Here is a 25,165-nt window from a genome sequence, read left to right on the forward strand (position 1 = left end):
CTTTAAGCATGATAAAGGAGTACCGAGTGGGTGCTCCTTTTTTATGTCACGGCAATAATATCTGACGGCGTATTAGGGGCAACCGAATGCCCATAATGATATCGAATCACGGTGCGTCTTTTGGCCATACGCCCAGCCATGATAGCGGCTTCTAATATTTTAGGTGGCAACCTGAAACGCATGGCGTAACCCTTACCTTGGCTCGCGCTGTAGGTATTGATTGAAAGTAAGTGAAATAAGCGCTCAATCGGGTCATCCAATGTCCGTTGCTCACCTTCTTCATCATACTCAGGGTGCTCTGCAGGATCCCAAGCATTGCGCTTCCGGCTTTTTTCTTCCTCGTTGAGTCGCCGCTCTGCATTGGTTCTCGCAAGCTCTACCGTAGGGATGATCGGCTCCCGCACTTTATTATCACGTGCAACCTGCTCTGTCTGTGGGTTAACAGAAGAGGCGACGATGGGGGCACTAATACTGTTGGGCGACACTATCACTTATCACTCTCCTTTCTATTGAGTGAAAAAACTAATACTGCACAATTTAGTAAAAAATGGGCTTTAAGCGCTGGACTTAAAGAAGCCATGAAAAACACAAACCCTGCCACCCCTTACGAATGAGCCTCACGGCGTCATCACATTACGACAAAGATGACATTTATAGTTTGTCTAATAAACGTATCGGAAAGTTACCCAAAACCTTTACTCATTTAGCATAAAAAAGCAGCAAAACCACGTTACCTCACTGCTTTTCGAGAATTCAGGCTTTCTGAGGGTCAAGAATGCCTTTAGCGATTAGCGATTAGCGATTAGCGATTAGCGATTAGCGAGGTTAATTGATCGATAAAAGCATCCAACTCGGTAATAAACGGCGCGTGGGATGACCCAGAAAAAATATGACTATGGTGATCAAGATGCTCATCATTAAGCATACTGGCGACATTGACTGGCACCAAACCATCTAGGCGTCCGTACCATCGATGTACTGGCATTTCTAGGTCTTGTAACACTGGACGTAAATCAAGATTACCTAGCCAATCCAGCCCTAAATGGAGTGCCTCTTGGGCCGGTGCTGGACGAGACAATACCGCTTCTTTTAATTGCTTCACATCCTTACGTGCGCTTGGGCTTCCCATCGCTTGCAGTGCCATAAACCGCTCAATAGTCAGCGAAAAATTAGCTGAAAGCTGCTCTGTAAATGCATTCAACACCTCTTTTTTTATACCTTTCCACGGTAAGTCCTGAGAGAATTTAGGTGAGCTGGCTAAGGTAATAAGCTGAGAGACTCGATCTGGCTGTTGACTCGCAATTTGTGTCGCAACCAAACCACCTAGTGACCAACCTAACCATATAGCCTGCGCAGGTGCATCTCGTAGAACAAGCTCGACCAATTCAGGTAGTGACTGACATGAAACGTCGCAACTCAATCCGTAACCAGGAAGGTCAACGGTATGTACCGTAAAACAGCCTTTCAGGCGTTGCGTACATTGCTCCCAAACAGCACCATTCATTCCCCAACCGTGGACTAAAACAAGGTCCGGGCCTTGCCCATCAGTTTGCCAGTGAACTTTCACATCTTGACTCACATTCTCTCCTACTGATTTCCAACTTTGTTTACTTCATTTTCCTTCATGCTAATCACTATCTCACAAACGTCAACTGGCACCATCATAATGCGCAATACTATTCTAATACGTAAGCGTTGCTATATTTGTGGCTTCAGCATAACCCACTCATTAGGGCATAACCTATGGTGTCATTATTGCCAACACTATTTGGATCAAAGCGCACCACGATGTACACAATGTGCCTTACCTTTGTCTCATGAATCACGCCTCTGTGGCCAATGCCTCAAATCACCACCACCTTGGCATACCATGCAGTGCGTCGGCGACTACCGATATCCACTTTCATTATTTATTCAAAAAATAAAACAACAGCGCCAATTCTGGCTACTCCCACCTTTTATTAAGATGTTGCAACAACACGTGCCTAAACCGGCACCAGTGCTTATCTCCGTTCCAATGGTGTGGTATCAAGAGCTTTGGCGTGGCTTTAATCTAAGTGAAATGATGGCACAACAACTCAGCGCGGCTTGCCCAGATAGTCAGGTTCAGCAACAAGTCTTTAAAAAACACCTCAACACACCAAAACAAAAGTCATTAGACCGAAAATCAAGGCAAAAAAATGTGCGTCGCGCCTTCTCATTACAACAAGCACCACACGCTAAACACGTCGCCATTATTGATGATGTGGTCACAACTGGCGCTACAGTTAAACATTTAAGTGAATTATTACTTGAAGTGGGCGTAGAAAAAATTGATATTTACTGTCTGTGCCGCACACCAAACTGATTTTGCTCACTCGATGTCCTGTACAGACAGTGAACAAATAATTTTGGCTTCCGCTTAGTTCAAGAGTAGAATAGCGGCAATAACCTACATATTTACTCGGGTATTCGTCGTGTCAAATCCAATTACTATTACAGAAAGTGCACAGAGTCACTTTTCAAAACTTCTGGCTCAACAGCCTGAAGGTACCAGCATCCGTGTGTTCGTTGTGAACCCAGGTACACAAAATGCAGAATGTGGTGTGTCATACTGCCCACCAGAAGCCATTGAAAGCAACGATACAGAATTTAAATACGAGATCTTAACGGCGTATGTCGATGAGCTTTCTCTTCCTTTCCTTGAGGACGCTGAAATTGATTTCGTAACGGACAAAATGGGCTCTCAGCTCACGCTTAAAGCACCTAATGCTAAGATGCGTAAAGTCTCCGATGATGCGTCATTAATGGAGCGTGTTGAATACGCAATTCAAACACAAGTGAACCCACAACTTGCAGGTCATGGTGGTCATGTCAACCTAATGGAAATCACAGACCAGGGCGTCGCCATTGTTCAGTTTGGTGGTGGGTGCAACGGTTGCTCGATGGTCGATGTCACTCTAAAAGAAGGCATTGAGAAGCAACTGCTAGAAGAGTTCTCAGGTGAGCTAAGCGCCGTCCGTGATGTAACAGAGCACGATCGCGGCGAGCACTCTTACTACTAGAGTCAATCTCTGAACGATTTACCCTTGAGTAAATCACCGACACAATGAACGGAGCGTAAGGTTTATCTTTACGCTCCGTTTTTTATACGTCGATATTCGTGTATTAACAATCAGGCGTAACGCAACGCATCCATCTCAAACAAGATACCAACGATAAGTAATTGTTGCTTAACCTAGCATCTTGAAGTTAGTTAGGTATATATTAACCACTACAATAAATACTGCGCTATGGGCTCAATATCTATATGTCGTCGCGCAATGCTAAGGAGAATACCCATGTCGTCCAAGCAAGGACCCGAAATCTTAGCCCAAAAAACCGTTGCTGAATCTAGATTGTTTAAAATCGAAGCGCTAGATTTACAGTTTTCAAACGGGGTTAAGCGAACCTACGAACGCATGAAGCCAAGCGGCCGGAATGCGGTCATGATGGTTCCGATTACTGAACATGGGGATCTTTTATTAGTGCGCGAGTACGCAGCTGGCACCGAGCGCTATGAGCTAGGCTTTCCCAAAGGGTTAGTTGATGAGGGCGAGTCTGCGGACCAAGCGGCAATAAGAGAGCTTAAAGAAGAAATTGGATTTGGTGCTCATTCTTTAACACCACTCAAAGAAGTCATTTTAGCGCCTTCCTACTTTTCGAGTCGCATGACGCTGTTCGTGGCGCAGGATCTCTATCCAGAAAAGCTGGAGGGTGATGAGCCAGAACCATTAGAAATAGTCAAATGGCCCCTCGCTCAAGCCGATGAATTACTCACACATTTAGATTTCTCAGAAGCTCGTTGCATCACGGCTCTACTGCTGATGCTCAAAATGAAACCAACACTAGGGCTGTAACGTGACGAATTTCAAACCTGACCTTTCTCATCACATTCCAGATGTCATCGATATTGCTCGCTCAGCTGGACAACTGATTCTCGATATCTATGAAAAAAATGAGTATGAGTCTTACACCAAGGACAACGACACCCCTGTAACCAGTGCGGATTTAGCGGCGCACAAACTCATACTTGAACAACTTTCGCAACTGACTCCTGACATTCCGATCTTATCGGAAGAAGATGCCGACGTTAGCTTAGAACAACGCTCTCAGTGGCAAGAGTACTGGCTCGTCGACCCTCTTGATGGCACTCAGGAGTTTATTGCTAGAAGCGGTGATTTTGCGACAATTATCGCCTTGGTACGTGATAATCAACCTATTATGGGGGTGGTCTACGCACCGGTTTCTGGTGTGACTTACTATGCCTATCAAGGTAAAGGTGCGTGGAAAATTCCTGAGATGGATGAAAATTTGAGGATTAACATACACACTCATGAAATGGCCAATCAATCCATCTCTATCGCGATTAGTCGTCGACAAAATATTAATCGCATTACTGAAAAGATGAGTAATGCGTGGAATTACGACCTAGTACCATTAGGGTCTGCGGCCCTAAAAGCCTGCTTAGTTGCTGAAGGGGCTGTCGATTGCTACCTAAGACTGGGACCAACTGGCGAATGGGATACCGCAGCCACACAATGTATCGTACAGGAAGCTGGGGGAGCAATACTGAGCACACACCTCACGCCGTTATCTTACAACTTACGTGAAACCCTAGAAAACCCCAACTTCATTGTTATTGGTGATCAGGCCTTGCCTTGGGATTCAATTCTTATTGCTCAGTAGTGACTGAGCCTCACTTATAGCGCAGACAAAATACAAAAAGGCGGTATACACCGCCTTTGCTATGACATCCAACCCATCACTTATTCAGCCTAGGCCCCCTAAAAACGCCCTTTGTAAATAAATGAATATCGACCTTCATTATCCGGATTACCTAACCATTTGAGTTGCTGCTTCATTGAATTAGGGAAGTCAGAGCCCGGCTTAAACCAAGCTTGTGAATCATACTCTCGGCTCGGCTTTAGCTCTCCAGTAAACTCACTCGATACTTGAGCGCTGCTTTGTCCACCCTTCGCTGATAGAACGCTATCGTTACAGGTGAGATCAACAACCGTAGGCCCAAAGCTCAAACTCCCAACGGGTGTTTCTACATAACCAGCATTCCAGGAGAGCGAGCCGTCACCTGAACCGCACCAAGGTGATTGATATTGCAAAGAGCGTATAGCAAGCTCGAACTGTCCTCCCGCATTGACTGGCACCGGTGGCGTGTAGATATCAAGTACACTTTCCGCGGGAAGAGATGCCAACAACGTATGAACATAAGGACCAGAAAAGTTGATACCCACGTTCCCTTTACCGGCAATACCAAGCGTACTACCACGACCAAATCGCACCGCATATTCGGGTGATAACGTCAGTAAGCTTGACCATGAAAAATGCCAACTCACTTCGCCTAGCTGCTGATGTTGGTAAGTCACATTTTGTGCTCTACCTTGCCATATAGTGCCTTCAGTACCATCAATAACCAGTGATGGTGGCAGCGATGCCACGCTCAATACCACTTGGGCCGGTGCATGATAAATCACACTGGCTGTAAAGATGGTCGTAGCGACAACCACGTATTTTATCGCACGCTTCATTAACCGCCCCTCTTAAACTGCAAGCGATTCACTTCGATAACACCGCTTTGGTCAGCCTTATCGATATCCATAATCTCAACGTTAACGCCATGCGTCTCTTGAAGATAAAACAACCAGTTGACATAGAATTCAAAAGGAATCGGTTTGATCCACACCTGAAGCTCATCACCTCTTGGCTGCATTCGAATCAGCTCAACATTGAAACGCCCCGTCGAAGAGGTAATTATTTGGTTCAATGCTTGTTTTGAGACCACTACACCACCAGCCTGACGTTTCTCACTAATCTGGTCAGCCTGTTCTTTCACCCAGGATAACAACTGTTTTTCAGACTGTATTCGTGACTGCGCCAACTCCGTACGCACAGCAAAAGGAGAGAGAATGCCCCAGTAAATAATACCGAGAACAAGAAGCGCTGAGCACACCATAACGAGCCGCTGCTCTCGCTGACTGATTGATATCCACCAGCTCTGCGCTGTTAATAGTAATCCTTTCATCTTTCGACCTACTTATTCTTCAAGACAAAGTTGCCCATCACCAGTTCGCCATTGCGATTCAATGGGCCTTGCGACACCTCAAACTGAGTCTCAAGCTTGACCTTAGCCGATTCAAAGCTTTCAAAATCTCGGCTGGTGACACTCAACCTAACTTCATTGCGATTGCCGTCAAAGGTAAAGCTCATGACTTGCATTCCATTTACTTGTCCAATCGTATCAGGGAGTTTTGCTAGCCATTCCAGCGCAGAGCCGCTTGAAATACCAGAACCACCAAGCTTCGTCAGCTCATCTTGCATCTGTCTTTTAAGGTAGCTGACAGTAGGTATCCGTTTCTTATCAGGAAAAACGGACCGGAAGATACGCTCACTTTCAGCCCGGTACGCCACAGCCTGTGATTCATATTGGCTAACCAAGGCAACTTGCTCTGCGATCAGCGCAACCAGTAAAATACCTGCTGCAATCACAACTTTCTGCCATACTTTCCAGTATTTAATAAACGATGTTTTAGGTTTTAGGTCTCCCGTCAACAATGTTGCGGTACTATCAACCGCGCCTTGCGACAAAAGTGCCATCGGCATCTCAATCGGTGCAGGTTGCCAGGTTATATGAGGTGAACCACGCAACATTTCATCACTGAGTTCTGAATACACATCCACAGTAATCGTTTTGTTTTCAGTGTCGTCCGATACAGTGGACAAGTAATCCGACTCAATCACCGCTGAAAGCCATGGCTTGTCCACCACCATGCCCGCCCATTGGCTGGTTCTAAATAACCACTGCCCACTTAATTCAATCGCACTAATCGATGGTAACTCAGGTAGCGCTAATACATCTGGTACCACCTTTTTCACCTCAATACCACACGCTGAGAAGCTTGCGAGCACTTGAAGTAGATAGGCTCTATCTACGGCACAGACCATGGCTTGACCGCTCTGTTTATGCAGTATAGAAAAATGTAAATCATCCACATCTTGGGCGATGTCATCCTCAATTAAATAAGGCAACATAGTTTCAAACTGGCGAGTCGCCCCTGCTGGGATCTCAACGTCTGAAAAATGGACATCTTGAGAACATAGAATGAGTAACGTCACTCGCTGTTGAGCGTACTCTTTGATGTTTTCTAGTTGCTCAAGACTCTCCAGCTCTCCACTGGCTATGACTTCCTTTTGTCCAGTCGACCACACAGCCCAGTGAACTGGACTATTCGGCTGACTATTCAGTCGAACGGTTAAGAACTCGCTCACTCAATCCTCCAAATCGACGACGTACTACCGCCACTTCTTTTCTGTCTTCGCTATAAAACAACGTTCTCAATCTCAGTCGTGATTCATCAACCACCACCTGAGCATCAAGCTCAAAATACACACTATCGACCGACAAATATTGCGAAGCTTGTTTGCGAGTATTCTCGCTCACGCTTCCCATTTGTGATTCGGCAAAAAATTTATCAATACCAGACCAACCATCAAAAGGTCTATTTTCCAGCAGCTGCAACGCATTGTCTCGCGAGAGATTTGGCGAAAATAGTGCCACCAGCAGATCAGCATCTTCAACTGCGAGTGTATTTACATTCAATTGCCATGTCGCAATCGGGAGTGCACATATTGCTGTCCCTAATTTAAGCATCACATCGCCGTTCATTTGGTTGATCGCACGAAGCTCCGAGCGATCAGACAATAATCCATTCGCACTCATATAAGCAGGAGATAGCGACTCGTAATAACTATCTCCAACACCGGATACTGATCTCACTGTTGTTTCTTTATTGACGAATTCCCAGGTTGAATCAGCAATCTGCTCTGCTTGGTAATTCTCGACATCATATTGCTCGAGTAATCTTTGAAAAAACTGCACCAAAAATGGCTTTGTGTTGCTATTGGCATTCGGGGCAACACTGGATAAGGCGTTCACATTAAAACACGACTGCATATCCACAATATGCCCAGTGGCCTCACCATAATCTAACGGGTAGGTTCGCTCTTCAATAGCCCAAGGCTGATTAAGATTAATGCTGTCTTTATTGTCTTTAAAGCTTTCTTTAATTGCCACCTCAGCCAAAGCTTCAACACCAATCGAATACCAGTAGGCCTGTTGATAATTAATCTGATTATTGGCCCTGATAAATTGGCTAAACAAACGCTCAGACATTGTCGCGGCTATCGATACCATAATGGCCAGTAGCAATAAAATCACTATCAGTGCGACACCTTTTTGTGGAGAGGAATGAGATCGCTTCGGAATCATGAGTTGCCGCCGCCTTCATTGCCACTATTTCCACCTTGGTTCGCACCACCAGATGACGATCCAAGAGTGCCATTCGGTGTCAGATAAATTCGAGTAATTTCACCATAGTCTTCAAGTTCTAGCTTGATCTCAACCGCTTGAGGTAGCACAAGGTCTTGTTGCCAATCTTTCAGCCATGTCTCACCGTTGTAAAAACGCATATCCAAAGCCGTTACCTTAGTTAAAATAGATCGCTCTACCGGTAACTCTCCGACGCTCGTATCGGGGTATCGCCACCATAGCCTTTGCAACTGATTGTCTTTGATACGATAGCCAATCTTCGCCACCTCTCCGCGAGGAAATTGACCTTGAGGGTTTATCCAGCCAGAACGGGTAAACAGCACGCCTTTTTCATCCGAGTCTAGCAAGTTTTGTTGCCAGAGAATCAAGCGAGATGATGCGACCTCTCCCTCATGACGAAACTGTCGTAATGCCATTTGTCGAAAGTCACTATCCAGGTAGACGAACGCTCGCTGAACTTCTTGTAAACGCGTACTGCGCTCTTGAGACAGTTCATTGCTGCGCTGCACCTGATTCACAACCTGATAGGCCGCAACACTTAAGCTGGCAAAGATAGCCATAGCCACTAACACCTCAATGAGCGTAAAGCCACGTATCGCTCTTCGATGTGTGTTTATCAGCCTTTCTTTACTCATTCTTAGGTCACAACCTAACGGATAACGTAAGCATGTTTTATTGGCTTGCACTCTATTTCGCAACATAACTCCTTACCGTGACTATTGGACTGGCTTTCTTGTCCGTCGCAACACTCACATCAAAGGCATTAAGGAGAGCCTCAGAGGTCTTCACGGGCGTCACACGCCAAAACCACTCCCGCCCAGCAAGTGTTTCTTTGCCCGTCGCGGCTTTTAAAGTAGCAGTATCGAGCATCACCTTAGCCATTTGATTATCAACCACCATCGCGGCAAAGGTTTTCTCTTCTAGATAGCTTAATGTATTGATATGCTGAGACACAGAGCGCACGACCGCAATCGCCGCAGTTGCAAAAATAGCCAGTGCAACAAGGACCTCAAGTAACGTCATACCTCTAACGTTTTTCATCATTCCAGTCCCTATCATCTAACGCTTGAACCACACCATTTTCTTTAATTTGAACGTGCCAAGTCAGCGTCTTCTTTGCTTGATTTTTAGGTGCGAGCACAAAGACACCTGGGGTAAATTCACCGCTTGATAAAATAAATATCTGCGGTGGCTTCTCTGGCTTTTTCGTTTTCTCTACATCCGCAAACATATCTTCATCAAACAAAGACGTGGGTTCAAAAAGACGATCGTCCGTTCCCCACACCCCACTGCTGAGATCAAGTCGGATGGTTAAACCATCTGGCAGCGTAGTCTCTTCTGGGATTTTTTTTAGCGCAATTTTTTCCCAGCCTTCAGGCTTCAACTCTAAGAAAACATATCGACGCTGCTCTTCATCAACCCTAATTCCAAAATCTTTGCCAGACAACATCGCTTCTTCATTGAATAACTGAAGTCTTTGGAATAAACGCTGAGCTTCTTCTTTTATTTGGTTATCTTGCTTGGGAGGTATTGACGCGATCACCGCTACCGCACTGAGCGAAAGCAGCACAAGCACTAAAAGGATCTCTAGTAACGTAAAGCCGGAACGAAAGGAATGTAAAGGACGCATCAACTACCACTCAACAAGTAATAGAGCGCCTCTGCGCTCTATTACCAGACGTATTACTGAAAGTCTTGTAGATTCCAGTTACCAATATCAGCCGCGACACCCTCGCCCCCTTCTTGACCATCAGCACCAAGTGTAAAGACATCGATGGTGCCTTTATCGCCAGGGCTTAAGTATTGATAATCATTGCCCCAAGGATCGCTTGGTAAACGACGAATATAACCACCGTCGCGGTAATTACGAGGTTCAGGGTTACCTGGCTTAGTCACTAGCGCCTCTAAGCCTTGATCTGTGGTTGGGTAGATGCTGTTGTCGAGCTTATACATATCCAATGCATTTTCTAGTGCAACAATATCAGTGATCGCTTTTTGCTGATCGGCCTTTTCTTTGTTACCGAGTAAATTGGGAACAACAAAACTCGCCAATACACCTAAAATAACGACCACGACCATCACTTCAAGTAAGGTAAAACCCGCTTGTTTTTTCATTTTTTGTTTCATTTAGTACTCCAAGGAAAACACCTCGTACACGAGGTCATATCTGTTTTGTCTGTGTGGTTAGATTACCCAGACATTAAATTGTTCATTGCCAATATTGGCATCAGTGTTGCCATCACGATAAACAGCACTAAACCGGCCATTAGTGCAATCAACGCTGGCGTAAATATCCCCAGCGCGATGTTAATCGTTGATTCAAAATTTTGATCCTGATTATCAGCCGCACGCGTCAGCATGTTTTCTAGTTCACCACTTTGTTCTCCACTGGCAATCATATGCAACATCATAGGCGGAAAGAGTTTTGTCTGTTCAAGTGCTTTACGCAAACTCGCGCCTTCTCTTACGTTATCCGCTGCAATCGATACCTGTTTTTTAGCAAAATGGTTGGTCATGACATCGACCGATACCTTCATACCATCCAAAATAGGGATAGCGCTTGAGGTACAAATCGACAACGTCCGAGCAAATCGAGAGGTATTCAACCCTCGTGCGATCTTACCGATAAGCGGAAGATTAAGAACCTTGGTATCCCAACTCATCCTGATCGCTGGACGGCGCAGCGCGGCTTTTATCACGTACATCACGATGATAAAACCAATTAATAACACCAATCCCCAGTTTTGAATAAAATCGCTCGACGACAACAAAAACTGTGTCGATTTCGGCAGTTCTTGTCCCATTTGAACAAACTGCCCAATGATTTTTGGTACCACTGCCGCCAATAAAAAAGCCACAATGGCGACCGCAAATACCACTAATACCACGGGATAAATCATGGCTTGTAGCAATTTAGAGCGAAGCTTCTGCCTATTTTCCGCATAGTCTGCTAGGCGCTCTAATATCGAATCAAGGTGCCCCGACTTTTCGCCCGCCGCCACCATTGAACGAAAAAGTTCATCAAAGACATGCGGGTAATCAGCGAGGCTATCCGACAGCGTGTAGCCCTCAGTGACCTTAGCGCGAATAGCGGCAAGCATGGTACGAATTCTTGGTTTTTCTGATTGCTCAGAAACCGCTTTCAAACATTCCTCGAGCGGCATTCCCGATTGGACTAGGGTAGACAGCTGACGGGTAATCAAGGCTAAGTCGGTTGTACTGATACCGCGCTTAAATGTAGGCTTAGCGACCTCCCCTTTTGTGCTGCGATTGGCCTTTTGGCTGACCTCAACCACATCTATCGGCATCATGCCTTGTTCTTTAAGGCGCTGACGAACTTGCCTCGCGTTATCGCCCTCAATGAGTCCTTTGGTTTGTTTGCCTTTCGCGTTCAAGGCCTTATATTCAAATGCCGCCACTTACGCTTCCTTTGTCACACGCATAACCTCTTCGAGGGAGGTCATACCGCGCTTAACTTTACTAAGCCCATCGTCACGAATACTTGGTGTGTAATTACGTACCGCTTTCTCAATCGCTTGTTCACCCGCTTCGTTATGAATAAGCGCTTGAACTTCGTCATCAACGATCAATAGCTCATGGATACCAGTACGACCTCTGTATCCCTTCTGATTACACTTATCGCACCCGACGGGTTTAAAGAGAGTCAGCACTTCTGCCTCGGTCATTGCAAACAGTTTTTTCGTCTGTGCATCCGCTTCGTAAGGCACTTTGCAGTCTTTACATAACGTACGGACAAGTCGCTGGGCTAACACCCCCAGTAGTGACGAAGAGATAAGAAAGGGCTCAATGCCCATATCTCGCATACGAGTAATGGCACCAACAGCGGTATTGGTATGCAATGTAGACATAACTAAGTGACCGGTTAATGAGGCTTGAACACCAATTTGGGCCGTCTCTAAGTCACGAATTTCCCCTACCATGACGACATCAGGGTCTTGACGTAAGATCGCACGTAAGCCACGCGCAAAGGTCATGTCGACCTTTGGGTTAACCTGTGTTTGTCCAATACCATCAATATCAAATTCTATTGGGTCTTCTACCGTAAGGATGTTGCGCTCATTGCTGTTGATCTCTTGCAAACCTGCATACAAAGTCGTGGACTTACCCGAGCCTGTTGGCCCGGTGACTAAGATAATGCCATGAGGCCGTTGTATCAGCTGACGGAAATGGTCGTGATTAACGGCTGTCATACCAAGACTGTGCAAATCAAGACGCGTGGCATTCTTGTCAAGCAAACGCATCACGACACGCTCACCGTGTGACGAAGGCATGGTGGAGACTCGGACATCGACCGCTCGGCCGCCGATGCGTAATGAGATACGACCATCCTGCGGGACACGCTTTTCTGCAATATCCAATTTCGCCATGACCTTAACTCGAGACACGAGCAGCGGCGCCAGTTTTCGGCTAGGCGCAAGGACATCTCGCAATACGCCGTCGACCCGAAAACGAATCGAGAGTACTTTTTCAAACGATTCGATATGGATGTCAGACGCCCCTTCTTTAATTGCCTCACCAAGCATGGCGTTGATCAATTTAATAATCGGTGCATCATCTTCTGACTCCAATAAGTCCTCGTCTTGAGGCAACTCTTCCGCTAGTGAAAAGAAATCATCGCTATCCGCACCAATGTCTTCCATTAACTGTCGAGCCTCTGAAGAGTCACGTTGATACGCTTGCGTCAACTTGGTTTCAAATTGATCGGCAGGTAGTGACTGCAATTCAAAAGATTGGCGATACACTCGCTTCACTTCTTGCAAGGCATTTAAAGCCAGAGGTTCAACATAAAACAGCACCGCTGTTGACTCTGTGGACTCAAAGACCACCTTAAAGCGATTAGCAAAACTAAACGGTAACCGAGTAACTAAAGGACGAAACGCCATCACCTCCCCCATTATTTCGTTTCCATCTGCTCAATAAACGCTTGAATCTCAGATGGGTAGCGCGTGGTTTCACCAAACTCAGGTAATACCGGAATATAGCCATCATCCATCAACTTTAGGCCTTGGTCGGCTTTAAACAGTTGCTCAGCTCGAATGTAGTTGTACTTACGTTGAGTCAATCCGTCCGCGGTAATACCATCACGAATAATCGTGGGCTTTATAAATACCATAAGATTCTTTTTCTCAACCGTCGTACTGGTTGAAGTGAACAAGCGCCCGAGGTAAGGAATATCGCCTAAGAATGGTACCTTTGACTCACTTTCAGCCGCACGCTCATCAATTAGGCCACCTAGCACTAACATCTGACCATCTTGAATCATGACCGACGTATTGAGCTGCCTTTTTGCAAAACGAACGTCGACGGCACCACTGGCACCCAAAACATTCGAAACTTCTTGTTCAATCGTTAGCTGAACCGAGTTACCTTCGTTAATCTGTGGGACCACTTTAAGCTTAATCCCCACCTCTTTACGCTCAACGGTTTGGAATGGATTGCTATTATTTGAACCCGCAGTAGAGCCTGTCAACACAGGGACTTCTTCACCCACAATGAACGAGGCTTCACCATTATCCATCACAGTAATACTTGGTGAAGACAGAATATTAGAATTGGATGTACTTGATACTGCTGTAATTAACGCTGTCCAGTCACCCATAGCGATACCAACAGCTGCACCTTGTACTCCACCAAGCGCGCTAGCAAGTGCGGTATAATCACCCGATGTTTTCGTTTCAACGTTATAAGGGTTACCATTCGAATCGGTTCGCGTTTCTGTTGTCGTCTTGTCCTTTGCATCTTCCATACCCACCATCACGCTGCCGATAGAGGCTCCCGTGTTGGAGAATTGAACTACACTCCCTGTACTGGCATTACCCCATTGCACCCCTAAGTTAGCGCCATCGACATCCGCTAGCTCCACGATCAAAGCCTCAATAAGTACTTGTGCGCGACGAATATCAAGCTGAGAGATCACTTCTAGCAATGCTTTCATAATATCGGGTGGGGCGGTAAGTACTAAGGCATTGGTATCAGCATGGGCGGCGATCATCACTTCGCTGCGATTCGCAGTAGAATTAGAGTTGCCACCTGATTGCTTTTCTTTTTGCAAATTATCAGAAACGCCTTTCAATACTTCGACCAAATCTTCGGCTTTCGCGTAACGAAGATATTGAACTCGATTATTGCCTTTAGTCGCCATCTCAACATCAAGCTGACTAATTAAGGTGCGTAGACGCTTACGCACTTTCGGGTCACCCGAAATTAGGATTGAGTTAGTTCGGTCATCAGCCACCAGCTTCGGTTGTAGTAAAGCTGGGGTGTTTTTTGCATCAGTCGTTTTATTCAATGCATCGACAATACGCACCATCTCTGCCGCCGAGGCATTTTGTAGCTCTACGACCTCAATCTCTTTATCACCAGCCTGATCCACGCGTCGAATGATATCCGCTAAACGATTAACCACTGCCGCTCGCCCTGTGATCAAGATAATATTAGCCGGGTCGTAGTGAACAACGTTACCGGCTCCAGCATTATCATTGAGTTGTCTTAACAAGGGAGACAACTCTCGCACAGAGACATTTCTCACAGCGACAACTCGCGTAATAACGCTATCACCGTTGGCAGTATCATCATCTCCAACAACAGGGATCGCCGATGTCTTGGCATCTTTGGCTTTAATCACCTTAAGTATGTTGTTATCCATTTCAACAACAGCGTAGCCATAAACCTCTAATACGTTTAAGAAGAAGCTGTAATATTGCTCCTCACTCAACACATCGTAGCTTCGAACATCAACTTTACCGCGCACCGATGGGTCGACAATGATCGTTTTATCGAGGTTACGTCCTACGATATTAATAAACTCTTGTATATCGGTTCCCTTGAAACTGGCGCTAAATTCATTGGCAGATATTGTTGGAACCACCATTAGGCTGCCCATCAATAACCAGGTACTTTTCTTAAGCCAACTCTTCACTTGTTGCTCCCTTGAAATACTGCTTTCACGACTAGAATTGAATAAAGATGTCGTGTTGTTGTCCATCACGCTCAACCGTTAGGTTAAGTTCGGTCAAATCCGTAATGGATTGATAAATTTGTCCCATAGCCGCCGGATCGGTGAGATCTGCGCCATTCAATGCAATGGCGATATCACCATTTTGTAAGCCTACCGCGTTAAACAGCTCAGCATCTCTACCAGGACTAACGCGATAACCCGATATTTTGCCATCTCGCTTCACTTGAGAAAGGCGCACATATTGGAATATTTGTTGTGGATCTTGAGTAATCGTATTGCGAATGGCAGCCAACTTTTCTTCGTTATCGACTGGATTGTTGCCAACAACATTAGAGGCAGCGGCTGGTGCTGGCTGTTTCAGCTCTAACTTTTTATATTCGATCCCTTCTAGCATCACCGTTTCGTCACGACCAGCATTAGAGATGATAATACGATCAATAAAGACAGCTGCGATGCTCGCTCGAGTGCCATCAATCTGCTCTCCTATACCATAGGTGCCTTGCTTGCCTCTATTGGCGACGACTGCCAAACTGCGCTCAGGGTTACTGCTCACAACGGAGCCAACCAAAACAACATTCAAGCGGGTTTTTGGAGCATCCGTCACCACGGGCGCTTGCACCACTTTTTGATCTCGTTGATATTGACCGAAGATATTTGCTTTATTGATGTCGGAAGAATGAGCGGTGTCCGTCGCACCATTAACTTGAGTAGCGACTGCAATAGGTGGCGCCCAACGACTCACAGAAGATGACTGAGGAAATAGCTGCCAAACCAAGACACCCGCAACCCAAGCCGATAGTCCGAGTAAGCATAACGCGATGAATAAGCTCAATTGAGATTGATAATGTAAACAACGACGTAAGTATGAAATAAAAAACGCCGGCTGTATTGTCGTTGCCGAAATGGAAAATCCTTTCACTCTCCTAGTGTCCCGTCTCTGATGATATTTCGTTATATATGCGCATTAAAATTGCTTTTCCTTAAGCGTTCTGTTTAGCAAGATTAGTCTCAGGACTATACCACAGCTATATTATGAGATTATGTCACATCTCATAATACTGTCATGCAATCTGGGCGCTAGGGTTGATTTTTTTAGAGCTAAGCACCATTTAGTAGGATATTCGTCCTAAAGCGGATGAGTTATTCGTCCTAATACAGGTTCATTTGTGGCTTAAGCTATCACAGATGCGATTTAGAAAGCAGGAATCGAAATGAGTTCAGAAAATAATGCCGTTCGCCTCGATAAATGGTTGTGGGCGGCTCGATTTTATAAAACACGCAGTATTGCGCGCAACATGGTCGATGGTGGCAAAGTCCATTATAATGGTCAACGTTCAAAACCAAGTAAGATGGTGGAGTTGAATGCAGTAATCACACTTCGCCAAGGCAACGAAGAAAAAACCGTCGTCATTGAACAGATCTCAGCGCAGCGTAGAGGAGCACCGGAAGCCCAGACTCTTTATTCCGAGACGAAAGAGAGTATTACCAAGCGAGAAGAATTTGCTTCGCAGCGCAAACTGAATGCACATAACCCTAGTCCAGAGCGTCGTCCTGATAAAAAACAACGCCGCAATATCATTAAGTTTAAGAACCAATAAGCTGGAGCTTCCCCACATGGCTAACAACACATTAAATCGCTACCTTTTTGACGAGCTATCTGTACGAGGTGAGCTTGTACAACTTGATACTGCATATCAAGAGATTATCTCTAGCAAGGAATATCCAGCGGCGCTACAAAGCTTGCTAGGAGAGCTTCTAGTCTCAACCAGCCTGTTAACTGCTACATTAAAGTTTGAGGGTTCGATTACCATGCAACTGCAAGGTGATGGCCCTGTTTCTTTGGCAGTAATTAACGGTGACCACAACCAAAAACTTCGTGGTGTCGCTCGTTGGGAAGGTCAGATTGCCGATGACGCTTCTATTCACGACATGCTAGGTAAGGGTTACTTAGTGATTACGATTACACCTGATAATGGTGAGCGCTACCAAGGCGTTGTTGGTCTTGAAGGTAATAACCTAGCTGAAGTCTTAGAAGGGTACTTTGAACGCTCTGAACAGCTAAAAACGCGCCTTTGGATTCGTACTGGTACACAAGATGGTCAAGCGAAAGCGGCCGGTATGTTGCTACAAGTCATGCCTGATGGCACAGGTACACCAGATGATTTTGAACACTTGGAGCAATTGACGAACACCGTCAAAGATGAAGAGTTATTTACACTAGAAGCGAATGACTTGTTGTACCGTCTATATAACCAAGACAAGGTGCAGTTATTTGAGCCAAAAGAAGTTGAATTCTTTTGCGGCTGCTCTCGTGAGCGCAGTGCTGATGCCATTAGTACCATCGCACAAGAAGAAGTTTACGATATCTTGGCGCAAGAAGGAGAGATTGCTCTGCACTGTGATTATTGTGGCTCTTCTTATTCATTTGATGAGACTGATATCAAAGCCCTATTCGCAGAAAACAATACGCAAGACGACAAACCGACTCTGCACTAATTTCATTGTTCGAAATATGTTACACAAGCCAGTTCACAATGAACTGGCTTTTTTTTTGTGAAAAATTTAACGAAACCACAACATTATCAGATAGAACCTATCACCAAACCATATTCACTTATGTTACATTTACTCTGGCGCAAAGGTTTGCTCTAGAATAAACCATCGCGATTTAATATGTGACCAAACACTTAAAACAGTCACTATATGATGAGTAATTTTTGAACTATATCCCTGTTTTATCTGGTGTCCATTGCTAGCATGGAGTTCAAAATAAAAAACAAATTATAATAATTTTAAAATCCCTACAAAAATCCAATAAGGAGCACCTATGACCGTTATGGACATTAATAAGGCTGCACAACTCGATCTTACTCAATATGGCATCACAGGCTCAACTGAGATTCTTCGCAATCCAAGTTATGAGCAACTATTCACCGAAGAAACCCTAGATACATTGCAAGGATATGAAAAAGGCGTTGTCACAGAACTTGGTGCCGTTGCCGTTGATACGGGCATTTTTACAGGTCGCTCCCCCAAAGATAAATTCATCGTACGGGACGATACGACTCGCGACACGATGTGGTGGTCAGATCAAGGTAAAAACGACAACAAAGCTATTTCAAAAGAAGTCTGGGACGAACTAAAAACATTGGTCACTGGGCAGCTTTCAAACAAGCGCCTATTCGTTATTGATGGCTACTGTGGTACCAATCCAGATACTCGTCTATGTATTCGAGTCGTTACCGAGGTGGCATGGCAGGCTCACTTTGTGAAAAACATGTTCATTCGTCCAAGTGAAGAAGAACTCGCAACATTTGAAGCTGATTTTGTTGTAATGAATGGCGCAAAATGCACCAACCAAAAATGGGAAGAACAGGGCCTAAACTCTGAAAACTTCACGGTGTTCAACCTTACCGAGAAAATGCAGCTGATCGGCGGCACTTGGTATGGCGGTGAAATGAAGAAAGGTATGTTCGCAATGATGAACTACTTCTTGCCGCTCAAGGGTATTGCATCCATGCACTGTTCCGCTAACAAGGGTGAGAATGATGACGTAGCCGTTTTCTTCGGACTCTCTGGCACAGGTAAGACAACATTATCTACCGATCCAAAACGTCAATTGATTGGTGATGATGAGCATGGCTGGGATGACGATGGTATCTTCAACTTTGAAGGTGGCTGCTACGCGAAAACGATCAATCTATCTAAAGAAGCTGAGCCTGATATTTATAATGCCATCCGCCGCGATGCATTATTAGAAAATGTAACCGTACGCAACGATGGCTCTATCGACTTTGATGATGGCTCTAAAACAGAAAACACTCGTGTTTCCTACCCTATTCATCATATCGATAACATCGTAAAACCAGTATCGAAAGGCGGTCATGCGAATAAAGTCATTTTCTTATCTGCCGATGCGTTTGGCGTGTTACCTCCGGTTTCGAAGCTGACACCAGAACAAACAAAATACCATTTCCTCTCTGGTTTTACCGCTAAGTTGGCCGGTACAGAGCGTGGTATTACAGAACCAACACCTACATTCTCTGCGTGTTTTGGTGCGGCGTTCCTTACACTTCACCCAACTCAATATGCGGAAGTGTTGGTTAAACGTATGGAAGCTGCAGGCGCAGAAGCATACTTAGTTAATACGGGTTGGAACGGCTCTGGTAAACGTATCTCTATCCAAGATACCCGCGGCATTATTGATGCAATCTTAGATGGCTCAATAGAACAAGTCGAAACAACAACTATTCCGGTCTTTAACCTAGAAGTACCAACCTCACTTCCGGGTGTCGACACTGAGATCTTAGACCCACGAGATACCTATGTCGATCCACTGCAATGGGAAAGCAAAGCTGACGACTTAGCAAAACGCTTTATCAACAACTTTGAAAAATACACGGATACCTCTGAAGGCCAGGCATTGGTAGCGGCAGGCCCTCAATTAGACTAATACTTAGATAAGCATCCAAGTTTTAGCCACAAAGCCCCTCATAAGAGGGGCTTTTTAGTCACTTTCGGGCTAAATTGATCATTATATTCAGTAGGTAGAGAATTCAACGTGATACGAAAAACAATAGCAATCTTAATCGCGCTTTTCGCATTAGGGCTCATTGCTATATTGGCACTCTTTGCCTTACTGCATACGCAATACGCCAATCCAATAGTGACACAAACGATAAATAAGCTGTTCAATATAAAAGTGACGAGTGAATCGATACACTATCAATATCCAAACCAATTCGACTTTATCAATCTACGTATTGAGGCTGAGGGAGAGAAGCCCATTGAAGCCAATAGTATGTCTGTTTGGCTAGGGATGCCGGTTTCAACAAAGACTCCGCTGCGTATTCATGAACTTTTGTTGTCAGGCTCAACGCTATCAAATCACTCACTATCATTGGCTCATCAGCTATCGATCGAAAACTTAGCGCTCGATCATATTGATTATTCAAACAATGATGTGATCATCAATGATCTTCAGCTTCAACTTCGCCATGTCCAATACAACCCTGATATTTTATTAACTAAGGGTGAATTACAGCTTCGAGCCTCGCAGATTTACTACCAAGGAGAGTCCATTAAGGATGTACTCATTGATGGTGAGCTTAAAGGACAAAACAGCAAAATTTACGGTGCATCGTTCATATGGAATGAAGCAAATATATCTACCCAGGCACAATATGAAAACAATACTTGGTCTCTGGTCAATACCACCATCGAAAAACTCGATATAGACTTAACTAGCCAGCTTTTCGATAAATATGCCGCTCTTCTAGATACGATCGGTCATATCAATAGCCTCGATGTCTTACGATCAAACGTTCGATACAAAGACAGTAAAATAGAAAACCTCAACGCGTCATTTGAAAATATCGATTTGAGAGAATCTATTTGGAGTCAAGTTGATGCCTACTTGTCGTTTGATGCAGACAGTATTCAGTATCAAAATTTATCATTTATTGAGCCCACCATAGATGTAAATATCGATGGTGGTGTGGTTAATATTAAAGATGTTGATACAACACTTGAGCAAGGCCGAATTCAATTTACAGGCTTGTGGCAACAACATGTATTATCGCTGGAAAAGCTCACTATCGATGGTGTAAAGCTTTATGAGGAAGATCAACAGGATTCGATTTTAGCTTTATATCACTACTTACCACTCGTCGATATAAACTCTCTAAAGGTTAAGCGACTCACCATCAACCGTGGTCAATGGATTCAATTGCAACAACAGCCAAACTGGCAAGTGACTGGATTTAATTTAACAGCTGAAGATTTAGAGCTGAAACGCAACGGCCAATGGGGATTGTGGCAAGGTAAAGCGGCAGCGTCGGCCAACAGCGTCAGCATTGGCAGTGTTAAAGGCAGTCAGGTAGCATTAGAGACCGAAAGCCAAGATGGGAAATGGCAGCTTAGTCGACTTTTTGTTCCTTATGATAAAGGCTATCTCGACATCAATGCGAGTCTGGATTTCTCTACCACTAGCCAACCATTGCAAATCAAAGCTAAAGCATATTCCTTGCCTTTAGCACTATTACAATACGTGCAACCCTCAGACACGATCGACGCCCGTGGCACTGCTGATATCGATCTGTCCATCGATGTACTTATCGCTGATACACTTACTTTTTCAAGAACGCTAACAGGAGAGCTAACAGCGGTATTTAATGGTGTTGAAATCGCAACAGAAAATAGCACCTATACCCCTGTTGAAGCGAGCCCATTTCACTTGTTAGCGACACGGGGTGTATTATCACTCAAGCCTTTCTACATTCAGGGAGCACGCCTAAGTGGCAGCGCATCAGGAAATATTGACCTCGGCGACAGTAAAACATCGAACTTACCATTGAAGCTCACCGATGAGTGCCAAGCTACACTCCACATTAATCTACTGACTGGCGTTGTCGATAAGAGAACACAAATAACATGTCCCCACGAATAACGGTCATCACTCGAGCGATATTAGGTATTCTCACACTCCAAATATCGTTCCGAGAGTTATTGGCTTATCTTAGCTTGATAATTTGGCAGCAGCATATATGTGCCGACAAATTCAACCGCCGGTTTATCACCGCTGTATATCGTGACATTGATAATAATACGAGCTTTCCTGCCGGTAGCAAGACGATCTAAATCTCCGCTAATTCCGTCCAAAGATGTCTCAGCGACCGGATTCATTTCTACAGGCTGTCTATAACGAATTCTACTGTCTGCTAACACGATATCAGCATTGAGTCCGCGCTCTTGCATCAATAACCATGTCATCCCCCACCCAGTTAACGTTGCTAAAGTAAAAGCCGACCCAGCAAACATCGTATTGTGAGGGTTTAGGTTTGGATTCAGCTGAGCGCTACACTCAAATCGATAGCCGGTATACTGATTGATTTTGATACCCATCTTATCGCTGATCGGAATTTGTTGCTCCCAACGCTTCTGTAGCTCCGCACACCATTCAGGCCTTCGTAAGACTTTTGCAAGTGGATCAAGAGGTTTAATCATAAGTTGATGACGAATAGGACCATGCTGATCATTCAGTTCACCTTGCCGTTCAAAACCATTTTGTTCATAGAACGAGATAGCGTCTTCACGCGCATTACAAACCAAGCGCTTAACGCCCTCTTGCCTTGCAAAGGACTCTAAAGCCACCAATACCAATGAGCCCATACCTTTATTTCGTCGACTACTTTTTACCGCCATATAACGAATCTGCCCTTCGTTATCAGGGGTAACATAGAGGCGGCCAATTGCCATTGGTCGGCCACGACCGTCCACAATCATACGGTGGTGGCTCATTTCGTCATATTCATCACGCTCAGATCCGACAGGAAGACGCCAAGGCTCTCTCAACATCTGCCATCGAAACTGGTAATACTTTGCCAACTGGTTGTCGGTCTTAGGGGTAATGAGTTTAAACATGGATATCCTTTAAAGGTAAACGAAGGTTACACTCGTCTATACCTGTAGCCAAAATGTCACCGGGCCATCGTTAACAAGAGAGACTTTCATATCAGCGGCAAATTGACCACGTTCTGTGGGCAATACATGAGCGCATTGTCCAGAAAAATAGTCATAAAGTCGTTTTGCCTCATCGGGATGCGCTCCACGTGAAAAACCGGCGCGAGTCCCTTTTTTCGTATCCGCTGGCAAAGTAAACTGTGATACAACCAAGAGGCTTCCACCGACTTGCTTCACATTTAAATTCATTTTCCCATCATCGTCTTCAAATACACGATAAGTAGTCACACGCTCGACTAATCTTTTCGCTTTCGCTTCATCGTCTTCTTTTTCGACACCAAGTAAAACAAGTAAACCCTGGCCAATTTCTCCAACAACGTTACCATCAACGCTCACAGAAGATTCACTCACTCTCTGTATCAGTGCTATCACTTCGGGGTTCCTTTTTTGGCTGGTATTCATGGTTTGGGCTAGATTGTACCATGGGTGATTTGGGTAGCCAGTGCTCTTTCTCACCCAGTGCGGCGGTAAACTCGGCCCCGATCAAGACGATGAACCAACATAGATAAATCCAAATAAAAAGGATAGGGATAGCGGCTATCGCACCATAGATCAGTTGATACGAAGGGAACTGCGTAATGTAATAAGCGAATCCCTTTTTACTCACTTCAAACAACAAGGTCGCGATAAACGAGCCAACTATCGCATCAGTAAAACGAACCTTCTTATTTGGGACTAATAAGTACAACCCCGAAAATGCAAGTAACGCTAAGATGGCAGGGAGCCAACGAATAAAAAAGCTAAATGCTCCGCTCAAGGCATCATGCTCAAGAATTTTTAAAGACGTCACATAGGATGTACCAACGATACTAGCGCCAACCAAAATAGGCCCGAGCGTCAATATCATCCAGTATATAGAGAATGAGAAAACGGCCCGTCGTTTAGCTTCCACACGCCATATATAGTTTAAGTTTTTGTCGATATTGGAGATAAGCATCAAAGCAGCGATAAACAAAAAGCTACTGCCTATAGCCGTCATCTTAGTTGTGTTTGATACAAACTCAACGAGTGCGGAATACACTGCATCCCCAGCAGCAGGAACAAAGTGCTGGATAATGAAATCCTGAAGAATCTGCCCAGTACTAGAAAAAATAGGAAATGATGATAAAACAGAAAGCAGAACCGTAAGCAAAGGAACAATCGAAAGCAGTGTAATATAGGTTAAGTAACCCGCGTTGACGTTAACACGATCGTGAGCCATACGCTTCGCCAAATAACGCAAAAACAGAACGAAATTAAACCCTATCCTAAGCACTGTGTTACTCAATGAAACAACATCCTTGGTCTCCAAACTCACTACTAGCTCCTTGCCTGACTCATTTCATATTCTTTACATACTGCTCTAACTAGCTTTACACGCTCTTCGGTAGGCAATAGGGGTAATGAAAAAATCTTATATCCAAAAGATTCATATATTTCGCATAAACGCTGGTGAATATCCAACGCTTCCTCAAAAGAGTATGGCCGGACTTCATCTTGAACATAAATCTCAACTGTCGGTTTACAGAATATCACAAGCCCTTGATAGCCTTTGCTCGCTTCTTCAACGATATGTTGAGGTACCTCTAACTTCCCCCAAGAAAGGTAGGCGCAAATATCCGGGATCGCTCGATCAAGGAAGCTGAGAGGATAATGACAACATGCTTCCTTTTGTCTTAGCATTTCCGTAAAACACAGGTCAGCAAAGCCGGACAAGTTATCCCATGGAAGTATCCCATCGACAAGTTGTGATTGCTCATTAATCAATTGTCTCGGCACCTCAGGAAAAATCTGTGTACACTCATTAGGCATAGATTCTAACAGCGTAGTTTTGCCCGACCCTGGACCGCCGGTAATAATGAATGGAGCTGTGTAATGCATAGTTATTATCTACGTATTATCGGTTGATTAATGCAAGTTTACCATTATTTACAGGAGAAGAAGTATGACCCACTTATCTCATAGGGCAAGTATGTTTTTACTGTGTACAAACGAAAAAAAGCCCACCAAAAGGTGGGCTTTCAAGTTCTGTAAATAAAGACTTATGCTTCTTTGCTTTATTTAGTTGCCTAATTAAAGGCAATAATTAGAACCTGGCGATGTCCTACTCTCACATGGGGAAGCCCCACACTACCATCGGCGCTACTGCGTTTCACTTCTGAGTTCGGCATGGGATCAGGTGGGTCCGCAACGCTATGGTCGCCAAGTAAATCTTTACTATCGTAATAATACGCTAGTCTTTAACTGGTGCTGATACCCAGACTCGAACTGGGGACCTCACCCTTACCAAGGGTGCGCTCTACCGGGCTGAGCTATATCAGCGT

The 25,165-nt window shown here is 44.7% G+C and carries 26 protein-coding genes, 1 tRNA gene and 1 rRNA gene; 8 read left to right on the forward strand and 20 right to left on the reverse strand.

All coding sequences use genetic code 11. The features are described from left to right. Window positions 1–41: 41 nt before the first annotated feature. Together ACE1OE_RS18570 and bioH are read right to left on the reverse strand one after the other, a co-directional pair. Window positions 42–491, reverse strand: coding sequence for an ATP-dependent Lon protease (locus tag ACE1OE_RS18570; protein ID WP_102470965.1), 450 nt, complete (start codon window positions 489–491; stop codon window positions 42–44). Window positions 492–802: 311 nt separating this feature from the next. Beyond that, window positions 803–1,579, reverse strand: a complete 777-nt coding sequence (gene bioH, locus ACE1OE_RS18575; RefSeq protein WP_102470964.1) for a pimeloyl-ACP methyl ester esterase BioH — start codon at window positions 1,577–1,579, stop codon at window positions 803–805. Window positions 1,580–1,810: 231 nt separating this feature from the next. Here bioH and ACE1OE_RS18580 point away from each other — a divergent pair, with 231 nt between their 5' ends. The 4 genes from ACE1OE_RS18580 (at window position 1,811) to cysQ (ending at window position 4,707) form a co-directional block, all read left to right on the forward strand. Next, a complete protein-coding gene (locus tag ACE1OE_RS18580; RefSeq protein WP_241907203.1) occupies window positions 1,811–2,347 on the forward strand; it encodes a ComF family protein in 537 nt (178 codons plus the stop codon). Window positions 2,348–2,456: 109 nt separating this feature from the next. Continuing rightward, window positions 2,457–3,044, forward strand: a complete 588-nt coding sequence (nfuA, locus tag ACE1OE_RS18585) for a Fe-S biogenesis protein NfuA (protein WP_102470962.1) — start codon at window positions 2,457–2,459, stop codon at window positions 3,042–3,044. Between the two features lie 276 nt (window positions 3,045–3,320). Next, the gene (gene nudE, locus ACE1OE_RS18590) at window positions 3,321–3,878 is read left to right on the forward strand and encodes an ADP compounds hydrolase NudE (RefSeq protein ID WP_372062949.1); all 558 of its coding nucleotides are present in this window, start codon (window positions 3,321–3,323) and stop codon (window positions 3,876–3,878) included. A gap of 1 nt (window position 3,879) precedes the next feature. Further along, on the forward strand, window positions 3,880–4,707 hold the full coding sequence (gene cysQ / locus ACE1OE_RS18595; RefSeq protein ID WP_102470960.1) for a 3'(2'),5'-bisphosphate nucleotidase CysQ: 828 nt from the start codon (window positions 3,880–3,882) through the stop codon (window positions 4,705–4,707). 98 nt (window positions 4,708–4,805) lie between these two features. Here cysQ and ACE1OE_RS18600 read toward each other — a convergent pair whose 3' ends face one another. From ACE1OE_RS18600 to gspC, 12 genes are all read right to left on the reverse strand, one after another. Beyond that, the gene (locus ACE1OE_RS18600) at window positions 4,806–5,564 is read right to left on the reverse strand and encodes a type II secretion system protein N (RefSeq protein ID WP_449211922.1); all 759 of its coding nucleotides are present in this window, start codon (window positions 5,562–5,564) and stop codon (window positions 4,806–4,808) included. Next, on the reverse strand, window positions 5,564–6,058 hold the full coding sequence (locus ACE1OE_RS18605; protein WP_372062952.1) for a type II secretion system protein M: 495 nt from the start codon (window positions 6,056–6,058) through the stop codon (window positions 5,564–5,566). The genes ACE1OE_RS18600 and ACE1OE_RS18605 overlap by 1 nt, the downstream gene beginning before the upstream one ends. An 8-nt stretch (window positions 6,059–6,066) precedes the next feature. Continuing rightward, the gene (gene gspL, locus ACE1OE_RS18610; protein WP_449211923.1) at window positions 6,067–7,302 is read right to left on the reverse strand and encodes a type II secretion system protein GspL; all 1,236 of its coding nucleotides are present in this window, start codon (window positions 7,300–7,302) and stop codon (window positions 6,067–6,069) included. Then, the gene (gspK, locus tag ACE1OE_RS18615) at window positions 7,271–8,302 is read right to left on the reverse strand and encodes a type II secretion system minor pseudopilin GspK (protein ID WP_449211924.1); all 1,032 of its coding nucleotides are present in this window, start codon (window positions 8,300–8,302) and stop codon (window positions 7,271–7,273) included. Before gspK ends, gspL begins: the two co-directional genes overlap by 32 nt. Continuing rightward, window positions 8,299–8,997, reverse strand: a complete 699-nt coding sequence (gene gspJ / locus ACE1OE_RS18620) for a type II secretion system minor pseudopilin GspJ (RefSeq protein ID WP_449211932.1) — start codon at window positions 8,995–8,997, stop codon at window positions 8,299–8,301. The genes gspK and gspJ overlap by 4 nt, the downstream gene beginning before the upstream one ends. 52 nt (window positions 8,998–9,049) lie before the next feature. Further along, the gene (gspI, locus tag ACE1OE_RS18625) at window positions 9,050–9,421 is read right to left on the reverse strand and encodes a type II secretion system minor pseudopilin GspI (protein WP_372062955.1); all 372 of its coding nucleotides are present in this window, start codon (window positions 9,419–9,421) and stop codon (window positions 9,050–9,052) included. After that, window positions 9,390–9,992 carry a type II secretion system minor pseudopilin GspH gene (gene gspH / locus ACE1OE_RS18630; protein WP_372062956.1) on the reverse strand — a complete coding sequence of 201 codons (603 nt, stop codon included), beginning with the start codon at window positions 9,990–9,992 and terminating at the stop codon, window positions 9,390–9,392. Before gspH ends, gspI begins: the two co-directional genes overlap by 32 nt. A gap of 53 nt (window positions 9,993–10,045) precedes the next feature. Beyond that, window positions 10,046–10,489 (reverse strand): type II secretion system major pseudopilin GspG, encoded by a 444-nt coding sequence (gspG, locus tag ACE1OE_RS18635; protein ID WP_102470953.1) that lies wholly within the window; start codon window positions 10,487–10,489, stop codon window positions 10,046–10,048. Between the two features lie 62 nt (window positions 10,490–10,551). Continuing rightward, window positions 10,552–11,781 carry a type II secretion system inner membrane protein GspF gene (gene gspF, locus ACE1OE_RS18640; protein ID WP_372062957.1) on the reverse strand — a complete coding sequence of 410 codons (1,230 nt, stop codon included), beginning with the start codon at window positions 11,779–11,781 and terminating at the stop codon, window positions 10,552–10,554. Then, window positions 11,782–13,266 (reverse strand): type II secretion system ATPase GspE, encoded by a 1,485-nt coding sequence (gene gspE, locus ACE1OE_RS18645; protein ID WP_449211925.1) that lies wholly within the window; start codon window positions 13,264–13,266, stop codon window positions 11,782–11,784. Between the two features lie 11 nt (window positions 13,267–13,277). Continuing rightward, a complete protein-coding gene (gene gspD / locus ACE1OE_RS18650) occupies window positions 13,278–15,302 on the reverse strand; it encodes a type II secretion system secretin GspD (RefSeq protein ID WP_449211926.1) in 2,025 nt (674 codons plus the stop codon). A gap of 31 nt (window positions 15,303–15,333) precedes the next feature. Next, the gene (gene gspC, locus ACE1OE_RS18655; RefSeq protein WP_372062965.1) at window positions 15,334–16,230 is read right to left on the reverse strand and encodes a type II secretion system protein GspC; all 897 of its coding nucleotides are present in this window, start codon (window positions 16,228–16,230) and stop codon (window positions 15,334–15,336) included. Between the two features lie 322 nt (window positions 16,231–16,552). Between gspC and hslR the strand changes: the two genes are divergently transcribed. The 4 genes from hslR to ACE1OE_RS18675 all read left to right on the forward strand — a co-directional run bounded on the left by hslR (window position 16,553) and on the right by ACE1OE_RS18675 (window position 21,789). After that, window positions 16,553–16,939 carry a ribosome-associated heat shock protein Hsp15 gene (hslR, locus tag ACE1OE_RS18660; RefSeq protein WP_102470949.1) on the forward strand — a complete coding sequence of 129 codons (387 nt, stop codon included), beginning with the start codon at window positions 16,553–16,555 and terminating at the stop codon, window positions 16,937–16,939. A 16-nt stretch (window positions 16,940–16,955) separates the two neighbouring features. Continuing rightward, entirely contained in the window at window positions 16,956–17,837 is an 882-nt protein-coding gene (gene hslO / locus ACE1OE_RS18665) for an Hsp33 family molecular chaperone HslO (protein ID WP_102470948.1), read from the forward strand. 331 nt (window positions 17,838–18,168) lie between these two features. Further along, a complete protein-coding gene (gene pckA, locus ACE1OE_RS18670; RefSeq protein ID WP_102470947.1) occupies window positions 18,169–19,794 on the forward strand; it encodes a phosphoenolpyruvate carboxykinase (ATP) in 1,626 nt (541 codons plus the stop codon). A 108-nt stretch (window positions 19,795–19,902) separates the two neighbouring features. After that, the gene (locus tag ACE1OE_RS18675; RefSeq protein ID WP_449211927.1) at window positions 19,903–21,789 is read left to right on the forward strand and encodes an AsmA family protein; all 1,887 of its coding nucleotides are present in this window, start codon (window positions 19,903–19,905) and stop codon (window positions 21,787–21,789) included. A 56-nt stretch (window positions 21,790–21,845) separates the two neighbouring features. Here the strand turns inward: ACE1OE_RS18675 and ACE1OE_RS18680 are convergent, their stop codons facing one another. The 6 genes from ACE1OE_RS18680 to ACE1OE_RS18705 all read right to left on the reverse strand — a co-directional run bounded on the left by ACE1OE_RS18680 (window position 21,846) and on the right by ACE1OE_RS18705 (window position 25,163). After that, a complete protein-coding gene (locus ACE1OE_RS18680) occupies window positions 21,846–22,763 on the reverse strand; it encodes a bifunctional GNAT family N-acetyltransferase/hotdog fold thioesterase (protein ID WP_372062962.1) in 918 nt (305 codons plus the stop codon). Window positions 22,764–22,799: 36 nt separating this feature from the next. Then, on the reverse strand, window positions 22,800–23,234 hold the full coding sequence (dtd, locus tag ACE1OE_RS18685; RefSeq protein WP_449211928.1) for a D-aminoacyl-tRNA deacylase: 435 nt from the start codon (window positions 23,232–23,234) through the stop codon (window positions 22,800–22,802). Beyond that, entirely contained in the window at window positions 23,206–24,063 is an 858-nt protein-coding gene (locus ACE1OE_RS18690) for a virulence factor BrkB family protein (protein ID WP_241903213.1), read from the reverse strand. Before ACE1OE_RS18690 ends, dtd begins: the two co-directional genes overlap by 29 nt. A gap of 98 nt (window positions 24,064–24,161) precedes the next feature. Next, a complete protein-coding gene (locus ACE1OE_RS18695; protein WP_449211929.1) occupies window positions 24,162–24,722 on the reverse strand; it encodes an AAA family ATPase in 561 nt (186 codons plus the stop codon). Between the two features lie 210 nt (window positions 24,723–24,932). Then, window positions 24,933–25,048, reverse strand: a 5S ribosomal RNA gene (rrf, locus tag ACE1OE_RS18700). 38 nt (window positions 25,049–25,086) lie between these two features. After that, window positions 25,087–25,163 (reverse strand) — tRNA-Thr (locus ACE1OE_RS18705). Between the last annotated feature and the right edge of the window lie 2 nt (window positions 25,164–25,165).

It is taken from the genome of Vibrio sp. E150_011, assembly GCF_053544015.1.

What these genes read in the sequence shown, in the direction of transcription:
- nudE (WP_372062949.1), top strand. Translation starts at nt 3,321, where the DNA reads ATGTCGTCCAAGCAAGGACCCGAAATCTTAGCCCAAAAAACCGTTGCT.
- ACE1OE_RS18600 (WP_449211922.1), bottom strand. Translation starts at nt 5,564, where the DNA reads ATGAAGCGTGCGATAAAATACGTGGTTGTCGCTACGACCATCTTTACA.
- ACE1OE_RS18605 (WP_372062952.1), bottom strand. Translation starts at nt 6,058, where the DNA reads ATGAAAGGATTACTATTAACAGCGCAGAGCTGGTGGATATCAATCAGT.
- gspK (WP_449211924.1), bottom strand. Translation starts at nt 8,302, where the DNA reads ATGATTCCGAAGCGATCTCATTCCTCTCCACAAAAAGGTGTCGCACTG.
- gspJ (WP_449211932.1), bottom strand. Translation starts at nt 8,997, where the DNA reads ATGAGTAAAGAAAGGCTGATAAACACACATCGAAGAGCGATACGTGGC.
- gspI (WP_372062955.1), bottom strand. Translation starts at nt 9,421, where the DNA reads ATGATAGGGACTGGAATGATGAAAAACGTTAGAGGTATGACGTTACTT.
- gspH (WP_372062956.1), bottom strand. Translation starts at nt 9,992, where the DNA reads ATGCGTCCTTTACATTCCTTTCGTTCCGGCTTTACGTTACTAGAGATC.
- gspG (WP_102470953.1), bottom strand. Translation starts at nt 10,489, where the DNA reads ATGAAACAAAAAATGAAAAAACAAGCGGGTTTTACCTTACTTGAAGTG.
- gspE (WP_449211925.1), bottom strand. Translation starts at nt 13,266, where the DNA reads ATGGCGTTTCGTCCTTTAGTTACTCGGTTACCGTTTAGTTTTGCTAAT.
- hslR (WP_102470949.1), top strand. Translation starts at nt 16,553, where the DNA reads ATGAGTTCAGAAAATAATGCCGTTCGCCTCGATAAATGGTTGTGGGCG.
- hslO (WP_102470948.1), top strand. Translation starts at nt 16,956, where the DNA reads ATGGCTAACAACACATTAAATCGCTACCTTTTTGACGAGCTATCTGTA.
- pckA (WP_102470947.1), top strand. Translation starts at nt 18,169, where the DNA reads ATGACCGTTATGGACATTAATAAGGCTGCACAACTCGATCTTACTCAA.
- ACE1OE_RS18680 (WP_372062962.1), bottom strand. Translation starts at nt 22,763, where the DNA reads ATGTTTAAACTCATTACCCCTAAGACCGACAACCAGTTGGCAAAGTAT.
- ACE1OE_RS18690 (WP_241903213.1), bottom strand. Translation starts at nt 24,063, where the DNA reads ATGGCTCACGATCGTGTTAACGTCAACGCGGGTTACTTAACCTATATT.
- ACE1OE_RS18695 (WP_449211929.1), bottom strand. Translation starts at nt 24,722, where the DNA reads ATGCATTACACAGCTCCATTCATTATTACCGGCGGTCCAGGGTCGGGC.